The sequence below is a fragment of the Kitasatospora sp. NPDC057518 genome, assembly GCF_042802075.1.
Taxonomy (GTDB): Bacteria; Actinomycetota; Actinomycetes; order Streptomycetales; family Streptomycetaceae; genus Kitasatospora.
This window is the reverse complement of record NZ_JBHVEU010000339.1, coordinates 1-9,612: the sequence shown is the minus strand read 5'-3', so window position 1 is coordinate 9,612 and position 9,612 is coordinate 1. Positions and strand designations below refer to the sequence as shown.

The 9,612-nt window shown below is 73.9% G+C and carries 9 protein-coding genes; 4 read left to right on the top strand and 5 right to left on the bottom strand.

The features are described from left to right. The coding region (locus ACFU7Z_RS28585) for an AAA family ATPase (RefSeq protein ID WP_380780572.1) at nucleotides 1–635 on the bottom strand (635 nt) is incomplete at its 3' end. Nucleotides 636–731: 96 nt separating this feature from the next. Here ACFU7Z_RS28585 and ACFU7Z_RS28580 point away from each other — a divergent pair. Next, nucleotides 732–2,135 carry a selenium-binding protein SBP56-related protein gene (locus tag ACFU7Z_RS28580; protein WP_380780570.1) on the top strand — a complete coding sequence of 468 codons (1,404 nt, stop codon included), beginning with the start codon at nucleotides 732–734 and terminating at the stop codon, nucleotides 2,133–2,135. Between the two features lie 61 nt (nucleotides 2,136–2,196). On the opposite strand, the gene ACFU7Z_RS28575 is transcribed toward ACFU7Z_RS28580, so the two are convergent. From ACFU7Z_RS28575 to ACFU7Z_RS28560, 4 genes are all read right to left on the bottom strand, one after another. Next, the gene (locus ACFU7Z_RS28575) at nucleotides 2,197–3,438 is read right to left on the bottom strand and encodes a globin domain-containing protein (protein WP_380780567.1); all 1,242 of its coding nucleotides are present in this window, start codon (nucleotides 3,436–3,438) and stop codon (nucleotides 2,197–2,199) included. Nucleotides 3,439–3,702: 264 nt separating this feature from the next. Beyond that, nucleotides 3,703–4,233, bottom strand: a complete 531-nt coding sequence (locus tag ACFU7Z_RS28570) for a DUF6114 domain-containing protein (protein ID WP_241852985.1) — start codon at nucleotides 4,231–4,233, stop codon at nucleotides 3,703–3,705. 2 nt (nucleotides 4,234–4,235) lie between these two features. After that, complete coding sequence (locus ACFU7Z_RS28565; protein ID WP_049650672.1) at nucleotides 4,236–4,892, bottom strand: DUF6230 family protein; 657 nt, start codon at nucleotides 4,890–4,892, stop codon at nucleotides 4,236–4,238. Between the two features lie 186 nt (nucleotides 4,893–5,078). Then, a complete protein-coding gene (locus tag ACFU7Z_RS28560; protein WP_049650671.1) occupies nucleotides 5,079–5,807 on the bottom strand; it encodes a TetR/AcrR family transcriptional regulator in 729 nt (242 codons plus the stop codon). Nucleotides 5,808–6,391: 584 nt separating this feature from the next. Between ACFU7Z_RS28560 and ACFU7Z_RS28555 the strand changes: the two genes are divergently transcribed. From ACFU7Z_RS28555 to ACFU7Z_RS28545, 3 genes are all read left to right on the top strand, one after another. After that, on the top strand, nucleotides 6,392–7,060 hold the full coding sequence (locus ACFU7Z_RS28555) for a hypothetical protein (RefSeq protein ID WP_049650670.1): 669 nt from the start codon (nucleotides 6,392–6,394) through the stop codon (nucleotides 7,058–7,060). 194 nt (nucleotides 7,061–7,254) lie between these two features. Further along, nucleotides 7,255–8,136 carry an AAA family ATPase gene (locus ACFU7Z_RS28550; protein ID WP_380780564.1) on the top strand — a complete coding sequence of 294 codons (882 nt, stop codon included), beginning with the start codon at nucleotides 7,255–7,257 and terminating at the stop codon, nucleotides 8,134–8,136. Next, nucleotides 8,133–9,590: a VWA domain-containing protein gene (locus ACFU7Z_RS28545; protein ID WP_380780561.1), complete on the top strand. Its 1,458-nt coding sequence runs from the start codon at nucleotides 8,133–8,135 to the stop codon at nucleotides 9,588–9,590. The genes ACFU7Z_RS28550 and ACFU7Z_RS28545 overlap by 4 nt, the downstream gene beginning before the upstream one ends. The last annotated feature ends 22 nt before the right edge of the window (nucleotides 9,591–9,612 follow it).

Genomic DNA, 9,612 nt, shown 5'->3' with positions numbered 1-9,612 from the left:
CGCGCGCTGCTGCGCGAGGAGCTGGTCGAGCTGGTCGGCAAGGACTCCGACCGTGCCGTGCGCTCCACCAAGCACGAGGAGGGCCCGGCGGTGGTTTCGCGGGAGGTGACCAGGAGGCGGTGGTGGGTGGCGGGCGGTGGCTGGAGGGGGCGGACCTGGTCGGCGGCGGAGGCGTTGTCGGCGATGACGAGGACGCCGCCGCCGTGCTGCTCCAGTCGGGCGCGGTAGAGGGTGGCGCGGCTCTCCCGCTCCGGTGGGATGTGTTCGGCGGGGACGCCGAGGGCCCGGAGCAGGGTGTCGAGGGCCTGTCCGGCCTCGACCGGGGTCTCGTCGTAGCCGCGGAGGTCGACGAAGAGGGCGGCGGAGTAGTGGCCCTCGCCGAGCAGCGCGTGGCCGGCGGCGAGCGCGAGGGTGGTCTTGCCGATGCCGCCGAGGCCGGTGACCGTCACCGTCGACGGGCCGTCCGGGGCCAGCAGGGCGCGGAGTTCGGCGAGGTCCTGGTCGCGTCCGGTGAGGGCGGAGGTGACCGGCGGCAGCCCCGCGATCGTGGGCGGGCGCGCGGTGACCGTGACGTGCGCCGTGTCCGCCTGGACGACCGGGGCGTGGAAGGTCCCCCCGCGAATGCTGTTGTGCACCCCGTGAGCGTAGTCGCCCGCCCCTCGTGCGCCTGCTGTGCGCCGGTGGTTCTGTGGAACGCTTCCGGGACAGACCAGGCGAGTTGGGGAGTTTGCATGCAGCACGGGCACACCGATCCGTCGCTCTACCGTTCGGCCGCCGAGGCGATCGCCGCCCCGCCGGAGAGGCTGGCGTACGTGGCCGGGTTCGACCGGTCGGGGCGGCGGCCGGACGCGTTGCTGAGCGTCGACACCGATCCGGACTCGGCGAGCTACGGGAAGGTCCTGAACTTCGCCGAACTTCCCACGCTCGGCGACGAGTTGCACCACTTCGGCTGGAACGCCTGCTCCAGCGCCCTCGCCCACGCCTGCCACGAGAACCCGGAGCGGCGCTACCTGCTGCTGCCGGGGCTGCGCTCCTCCCGGCTGCACGTCATGGACACCTACCCCGACCCGGTCCGCCCGCGGCTGGTCAAGACGGTGGAGGCGAAGGAGCTCGCCGCCAAGGCGGGCTACTCGCGCCCGCACACCCTGCACTGCGGCCCCGACGGCGTCTTCCTGTCCTGCCTGGGCGGCGGCGAGGGCAACGACGGCCCGGGCGGGGTGGCGCTGCTCGACCACACCACCTTCGAGGTGCTGCGCGCCTGGGAGACCGAGCGCGGGCCGCAGCACTTCGCCTACGACGTCTGGTGGCACCTGGGCACCAACGTGGGCATCACCAGCGAGTGGGGCACCCCGTCGATGGTCGAGGGCGGGGTGGTGCCGGAGCTCCTGCTCGGGCGCAAGTACGGCCACGCGCTGCACTTCTGGGAGCTGGACTCCGGCCGCCACCTCCAGCGGGTGGACCTCGGCGACCAGTACCAGATGGTGCTGGAGCTGCGCCCGGCGCACGACCCGCAGGCGGAGTGGGGGTTCGCCGGGGTGGTCACCAACGTCGAGGACCTGTCCTCCTCGGTCTGGCTCTGGTACCGGGACGGGCCGGCGTTCACCGCGCGCAAGGTGATCGAGATCCCCGCCGAGCCGGCCGCGGCCGAGGACCTGCCGCCCGCGCTGCGGCCGTTCGGCGCGGTGCCGCCGCTGGTCACCGACATCAACCTGTCGGTGGACGACCGCTGGCTCTACGTGTCGGCCTGGGGCACCGGCGAGCTGTTCCAGTACGACGTCTCGGACCCGTTCCACCCCCGGCTGGCCGGCTCGGTGCGGCTCGGCGGGATCACCGCCCGCACCCCGCACCCGGCCGAGCCCGGCCGTCCGCTGAGCGGGGCGCCGCAGATGGTGGAGATCAGCCGGGACGGCCGGCGGGTCTACCTCACCAACTCGCTCTACGGCGCCTGGGACGACCAGTTCTACCCGGACGGCATCGAGCCCTGGATGGTCAAGCTGGACGCCGACCCGGAGGCCGGCGGGCTGAGCGTCGACGAGCGCTTCTTCCCGCACGGCGCCGACTTCCGGGGCCTGCGCGTCCACCAGACCCACCTGGCGGGCGGCGACGCCTCCTCCGACTCCTACTGCTTCCGCTGAGCGGTCCTCACCAGCTGAGCCGACCCGACCGGACGGGCGGGCGTCACCGGTCAGGCGGGCGTCACCGGAACAGCGCCTGGTCGAACCGCACCTGCGCCGACGGCAGCCCCGCCGCCGTCAGCCGGGTGCGGACGGAGCCGACCATGCCGGCCGGCCCGGTGACGCAGGCCAGGTGCTCGCGCCAGTCCCCGGCCGTCGCGACGGCGTCGGCGAGTTCGCCGACGGTGACCGGGGTGACGGTCAACCACGGCTTGTGCAGGCCGAGTTCGGACAGCGACTGCCAGTCGTAGAGGTCCCGGCGGTCCCGGGCGCCGACGAAGAGGTGGACCCGGCGGCCGGTCGGCCGGTGGGCGGTCTGCTGCTCGATGATCGCCTTCATCGGGGCGAGGCCGGTGCCGCCCGCGACCAGCAGCAGGTCGCGGGCGTCGCCGTCGGGCAGCAGGCTGCCGCGCGGCGGGCCGAGGCGCAGCCGGTCGCCGATGCCGGTGTGCTCGACCAGGGCGGCGCTGACCCCGCCGGGGGCGGTGCGGCGGACGTGGAACTCCAGCTCGTTGTCGGCGCGCGGGGCGCAGCCCATCGAGTACTGCCGCCAGGTGTGCGGCAGCGCCGGGTGTTCGACGGTGCCGTACTGCCCGGCCCGGTACGGGTACGGTTCGCCGGTGCGCACCCGCAGCACGGCGAGGTCGGGGCGGCGGCGCTCGTGGCCGGTCACCACGGCGTGCCAGTACGGGGGTTCGGTGAGCGCGGAGTCGGCGCCGGCCACCATCGCGCCGACGGCGAAGCGCAGCATCCGCACCCAGGCGCCCTCCAGCTCCTCCGTCCAGCGCTCGCCGGCCCGGTGCCGGACGGCCGCACACAGGGCCTCCTCGAAGGCCTCGTAGTGCACCGGCCGGACACCCAGTTTCCGGTGGTCGCGGCCGAGTTGGCGGAGCGTCTGCTCCAGTTCGGCCGGGCGGTCGAGGTGGTCGATGAGATGGTGGAAGATCCGTTCCAGGTGGAGCTGCTGGAACTCCATCGAGGCGGGGAAGAGCGGTCGCAGGTACGGGCGGTGGCTGAACATCACCGCGTAGAGGTGGTCGATCAGGTCCGCGAGCGGGGAGATCAGGTCGAGGTCGCGCCGGATGACGTGCTGGTCCGCGGCGCCGTCGTAGCCGCCCTCCTCCCCGTACGCGTTGCACCCGAGGTCGCCGCCGGCCGAGGTGGAGGGGGCGAGGAGTTGGCGTCGCAGGCGCATCGCGTGATGGCGGGCGATCAGGCGGTCGTACTCGGCGGTGGCGGTGGCGGTGGCGGTGCCAGTGCTCATGCTGCTGCTGTTGTCCATGTCCCGCCCAGTGAACTGCCGGGCCGCCGGACACGAGAAGGGCCGATCGCCCCGGAGAGACCCGGGACCAACGACCCCTTGCGGTGGTACGTCCGGACCGGGACGCTTTTCGGCCACCGCGCGCACGGACCCCCACCGCGCACGGGCCCCATCGCGCGCACGCACCCCCGGAACGGGCGGGCAGGACGGAAGGGTGCCCCGCGCCCCGGTGCTCTCCTACCACCAGGACCCGGGGCACCGCCGTCGTCAGACCCCTGCCCGGCGCGCCTCCCGGCGCTCCAGCCGCCGCTGCCGGCCCTGGCGCAGCGGCTGGTCGGGCAGCCACCCGAAGGTGAGACAGGCACCGACCACCCCGAGCAGCATCCCGATCACGAAGCCGCCCAGGTTGGAGGTGACCCAGCTGGCCAGCGAGGCCAGCACGGCGAGGATGGAGTAGAACAGCCGCTGCGCCGGGTTGAACAGGATCAGCAGGCCGCACAGCAGCATCACCGCGGGCACCAGGTAACCGGCCAGCCCCTGCATCCCGATGTGCAGGATGACGGGCAGCGGGGCCTTCAGGGTGAACAGGACCTCGGCGCCGCCGAGTGTCACCAGCAGCCCGCCCCAGAACGGTCGCCGGCCCCGCCAGTCGCGTGTGACCGGGCGTGCGGCGGGCTCGGCGACGGGGGCCGCCACGGCCTGGGCGGGCGCGGCCGCCGTCCCCTCGGCGGCCACCCCCTCGGCCCGTGCCGCGGTGCCCTCGCCGGTGCCGGCCGGCTCCGGTACGGACTCCGCCATGCTCAGCAGCCCGTGGAGCTGAAGCTCAGCCGCAGGTTCGGCAGTTTGAACCCGACGGCGGTGCTCGCGTAGTTGTGCTGGTTCAGGTGGGTCAGCGTGACGTGGTCGGCCTGCTGGCCGAACACGCCGGGGTTGCCCTTCCCGACCGGGCCGGCCTTGGTGTACGTGCTGGCGTCGCCGCCGATCTCGATGTTCTTGAACTCCGCGTCGCCGGACAGCATGTCGGAGTCGGTGGTGAGGTCGGAGGCGGTGACGGGGGTGCCGCCGTCGCCCGCGTGGATCACCAGGTTGATGCCGCCGAGGTCGACGCTCTGGCACAGGTTGGTGATCTCGGCCTTCTTGATCGCCGACACCGCGACCAGCACCTGGCCGCCGGTGGAGCCCGCGTTGGGGCTGTCGGGGATCATCGAGTCCAGCGAGCCGAACTGGGCGAAGCCCTCGCCGTCCAGCTTGTCGGCGGTGATGGTGAACGGCATGCCGGAGATGGAGAACTGGGCGGCGAGCACGCCCTGGGCGGTGAGCGCCATCAGGACGCCACCGGCCGCGATGGCCGGTACGGCCATCAGGGCGCTGCGCTTCAGCCGGACCCGTCCTCTTCTCGGTCCGCTCGGCGTCTGCGGGGTCTCGGCCGCCGTGGCGGCGTCCTCGGACATGGCCATGTGTGTGCTCCCTGTGGGTGGAATGGGTGTGCAGGCACTTGGCACGTTGTCCTGGCGCGGACAGCGTTCCCCGGCCCGACCGGGCTGTCCGCCCCTCGGCAGCGGGGCGGACCGGTCGGCGCCGGTAGGTAACTGGGAAGCTACTGCCCGGTATTGGCCGGGTCAATACAGGTGCACGAAGGATCTTCACCAATCCGCGACCCGCTTCGGCCAGTCCCGCACCCCCAGCCGCTCGGCCGCTTCCGCCGGGCCGAGGAAGGGCGACAGGCAGAACAGGCTCAACAGCGGCAGGAGCTCCAGTAGTTGTTCGGTCCGGCCGGAGTCGATCCGCCGGTAGATCGCGCTGTAGACGCCGCCGACCACGGCGTCCACCATCTCCTTCGACCCGACCCCGCCCGGAAGTTGGGGCACCTCGGCGAAGAACGAGCGGAACCTGGTCAGCAGTTGGGCCCGCTCCCGGCGGCCGGCCGGACCGACCGCCTCGATCTCGATCACCGCCATCGTGGCGAACGCCGGTGTCCCCGCCAGCAGTTGCAGCATCACGCCGAGCGCCTTCCGGATGCCCCGGCACCAGTCGGATTCGGCCGCGAAGGCCGCCGCCATCCGCCGGATCACCACGCCGGTGCCGTGCCGGTGCGCGGCCAGGAAGGCGTCCTCCTTGCCGTTGAACAGCTCGTAGAAGACCGGCCTGGTCACGCCCGCCGCGCGGCAGATGTCGCTGATCGTCGCGTGCTGGTAGCCGCGCTCGGCGACGGTCCGCACCAGCCCGTCCAGGAGTCGATCGCGCTGGGTCGCGGCGACCACGCCGGCGGGCAGCCGGCGCGGGCCCGGCTTGATCGAGCGGGCCGGATCGCGGCCGGTCCGGGCACCCGGCAGCAGGACCACGTCGGCTCCGCGGAGGTGTTTCCGATCCATCACCAACTCCTGTGTCCTGTATTGACATTGATGGAACACCGGGTTTACAACACTGACAGGTTTCCAACCGGCGGGCCAGCAGGCGCCCACCGGCCGGACCTCCGGGGGCTCCGCGGACCGGGGCGAAAGCCCGGGCCACGGGACCACGGCGGGGACGGGACCGCGACGGTGGCAGTCGTCGAGGGCCCCGACGGCACCGCACGTCCCCGACCGAACGGCGCGGTGCCGCAGTGTTCCACGCCGCCGTCCGTACGCAAGGCCACACGCAAGGCCGCACCGCAGCTCCACCGCACCGCCGTACCACCGCAGTTCCACCGCACCGCCGTACGCCCACCCTCGCGTACGTCCGCACCGCCGTACCGCACGGACGGGCCCGTGGCGCCGGGCCCGCCCGCCCTCGGCATGGGCCGAGGCATCCGGTGTGAAGACCGGAGCGCGGCCCGGAGAGCGACCCGGGGAACGGTACGACGTCTCCGGTGCGAAGCCTCCGGCACCCGCCATGCCCCTCCCCCGTCGTGCACACCACCACACCCGCACGCCGGGTTTCCCCCACCCCCGTCCACCGGACGGAGAGAGGTACCCTCATGCGCATCAGCCGCACCCTCGCCACCGCCGCCCTGGCCGCACTCGCCCTCACCGGCGCGGCCGTGACCCCCGCCCAGGCCGCCGGCGCGGTCCTGACCACCGGAAGTCCGAGCGGCCCGGACGTCGCCGTCGGCGACGTGCTGACCGCCAACCTGGTCTCCGGCACCACCGCGAACTTCAACAACAGCGCCACCGGGTCGACCGGCGTCAAGTGTGCCGCCTCCTCCTTCTCGGCGACCGTCACCGCCAACCCGGCCGCGCCGGGCAGCGCCGTCGAGCGGCTCGACACCCAGACCTTCGGCTCCTGCACCTCCAACGTCATCGGTGTCACCGGCGTCAAGAGCGTCACGGTCACCAGCCTGCCGTTCACCAACACGGTCAGCGACGCCCCTGGCAACCCGGTCAAGCTCACCCCCGGCGCGGCCGGCGTGATGGGCACCACCGTGGTGCTCAACACCATCCTGGGCAGCATCAGCTGCAACTACCAGAACAGCACCGGGATCAACGGCACCACCTCGAACACCGGCAACACCATCGGCTTCGCCGGCCAGCCGTTCGCCCTGGTGTCCGGGCCGAGCCTGTGCTTCTCGACGGGCTACTTCAGCGCCACCTACGGCCCGGTCCTCGACAGCTCCGTCGCCGGCAGCCCGGCGCTCTTCGTCAACTGACGCCGGGGCCCCCGCGGCCCGTCCTGACGACGGCGGCGTACGGCACCCTCACCGGGCCGTACGCCGCTGCACCGGACCCGTCCCCGAACCGGAACGCCCGCCCCCGACCCCGGACGCCCGCCCCCGAGACAGCGAAGTGACCGGCCGGTAGGGTGGCGCCGCACGGAGACGGCGAACCGGAACGGGGCAGACGGATGAGCGACAACGGCGGGCACGGCACGGGCTTCTTCACCTCGGTGGCGGACGCCGCCGAGCAGTTGGCCGCCACCGGCTACCTGGCCTCCACCTCCGTGGCCACCACCGTCTTCCTCGCCGACCGGCTCGGCAAGCCGCTGCTGGTCGAGGGCCCGGCCGGGGTCGGCAAGACCGAACTCGCCAAGGCGGTGGCGGCGATCGGCCGCGCCCGGCTGGTCCGGCTCCAGTGCTACGAGGGCATCGACGAGGCCCGCGCGCTCTACGAGTGGAACCACGCCAAGCAGCTGCTGCGGATCACCGCCGGCCGCGACGAGGGCTGGCAGGAGGCCCGCACCGACATCTTCGGCGAGGAGTTCCTGCTCGCCCGCCCGCTGCTCACCGCGATCCGCGGCGAGGAGCCGACCGTGCTGCTGATCGACGAGATGGACAAGGCCGACGTCGAGGTGGAGGCGCTGCTGCTGGAGGTGCTCAGCGACTTCCAGGTCACCGTCCCCGAGCTGGGCACCATCACCGCCGAGCGCCGCCCCTTCGTGCTGCTCACCTCGAACGCCACCCGCGAGCTCTCCGAGGCGCTGCGCCGCCGCTGCCTCTTCCTCCACCTCGACTACCCCGAGGCCGAGTTGGAGCGCCGCATCGTCCGGCTCAAGGTGCCCGGACTGGACGAGACGCTGGCCGAGTCGCTGGTCCGGGTGGTCGGCGCGCTGCGCGCGATGGAGCTGCGCAAGGCCCCGTCCGTCGCCGAGACCATCGACTGGGCCCGCACCCTGCTGGCGCTCGGCGCCGGCACCCTGGACGAGACGGTCGTCCGGGACACCCTCGGCGTGATCCTCAAGCACCAGGACGACGTCCGCAAGGCCGCCCAGAAGCTCACCCTCGCATGACGACGCCCCGGGAGGCCGACACCGCCGCCCGCCTCACCGGCCTGGTCCGCGCCCTGCGCGGGCACGGCCTGCGGATCGGCCCGGCCGAGACGGTGGACGCCGCCGCCGTCCTGGACGTCCTCGGCTTCGCCGACCGCGAGCAGATACGGGCCGGCCTGGCCGCCGCCCTGCTCCGCTCGGAGGCCCAACGGACCGTCTACGACGCCGCCTTCGACCTGTTCTTCCCGCTCGGTGTCGGCACCCCGGAGGCCGTCCGGGCCGACCCGCCGCCCGTCCCCGACGACCCCGAACCGCCGCGCTTCGGCCGCCCCGACCCGCTGCGCGAGCAGCTGCGCGAGCGCCTCGCCGCCGCGCTGGCCGCCGACGACCGCGCCGCCCAGGCCCGGCTGGCCGGCGAGCTGATCGAGGCCTTCGGCCGGTACGGCACCGGAGGCTCCCCCGGCAGCGGGGGCTCCCCCGGCTCCGGCGGCTGGTCCGCCCAGCAGGCGCTCGGCCGGCTCGCCCCCGAGACGCTGCTCGCCCGCGTCCTCGCCGCCCTGCGCGAGCGGCCCGGCGCCCGGGGCCCCGCCGACCGGGACCTCTCCGACCGGGTGCTCGCCGACGAGATCCGCCGCCGCATCCGGGACTTCCGCGCCATGGCCGCCGGCGAGGCCCGCCGCCGGGTCGCCGAGCTGCGCGGCCCCGAGCGGATCGCCGAACGCGCCGTCGCCCCCACCGCCGACCGGGTCGACTTCCTCTACGCCGGCCGCGACCAGCTCGCCGAACTGCGCCGCACCGTCCACCCGTTGGCCCGCAAGCTGGCCACCCGGCTGGCCGCCCGCCGCCGCCGAGCCGCCCGCGGCGAGATCGACCTGCGCCGCACCCTGCGTCGCTCGCTGGGCACCGGCGGGGTGCCGCTGCGCCCCGCGTACCGGCGGCGCCGCCCGGCCCGCCCGGAGCTGGTGCTGCTGTGCGACGTCTCCGGCTCGGTGGCGGGCTTCGCCGACTTCACCATGCTGCTGGTGCAGGCGATGGGCGAACAGTTCAGCAAGGTCCGGGTGTTCGCCTTCGTCAACCACACCGCCGAGGTGACCGGCCTGCTGCGCGGCGGCGACGACCCGGCACGCCTGGCCGCCCGGATCCTCGCCGAGGCCGAGGTCACGGGCTACCACGGCAACAGCGACTACGGCTCCGCACTCGGGGAGTTCGCCGAACGGCACCTGGACGCCGTCGGCCCGCGCACCTGCGTGCTGGTCCTCGGCGACGCCAGGAACAACCACCGCGACCCCAACCCGGACGCGCTGCGCCGGATCGCCGACCGGGCCCGCCGGGTGTTCTGGCTCAACCCCGAGCAGCCCTCGCTCTGGCCGACCGGCGACTCCGCCGCCCTCGTCTACGCGGGCGTGGTGGAGATGCACTCCTGCCGCAACGCCCGCCGCCTCGGCGAGCTGATCGCCCGCCTCCTGCCGGTCTGACACCGGGCGCGGCCCCCGAGGC

Coding starts and splice junctions, on each gene's coding strand:
- ACFU7Z_RS28570 (WP_241852985.1), bottom strand. CDS start 4,233: ATGGCGGAGTCCGTACCGGAGCCGGCCGGCACCGGCGAGGGCACCGCG.
- ACFU7Z_RS28575 (WP_380780567.1), bottom strand. CDS start 3,438: ATGAGCACTGGCACCGCCACCGCCACCGCCACCGCCGAGTACGACCGC.
- ACFU7Z_RS28545 (WP_380780561.1), top strand. CDS start 8,133: ATGACGACGCCCCGGGAGGCCGACACCGCCGCCCGCCTCACCGGCCTG.
- ACFU7Z_RS28550 (WP_380780564.1), top strand. CDS start 7,255: ATGAGCGACAACGGCGGGCACGGCACGGGCTTCTTCACCTCGGTGGCG.
- ACFU7Z_RS28560 (WP_049650671.1), bottom strand. CDS start 5,807: ATGGATCGGAAACACCTCCGCGGAGCCGACGTGGTCCTGCTGCCGGGT.
- ACFU7Z_RS28565 (WP_049650672.1), bottom strand. CDS start 4,892: ATGGCCATGTCCGAGGACGCCGCCACGGCGGCCGAGACCCCGCAGACG.
- ACFU7Z_RS28580 (WP_380780570.1), top strand. CDS start 732: ATGCAGCACGGGCACACCGATCCGTCGCTCTACCGTTCGGCCGCCGAG.
- ACFU7Z_RS28555 (WP_049650670.1), top strand. CDS start 6,392: ATGCGCATCAGCCGCACCCTCGCCACCGCCGCCCTGGCCGCACTCGCC.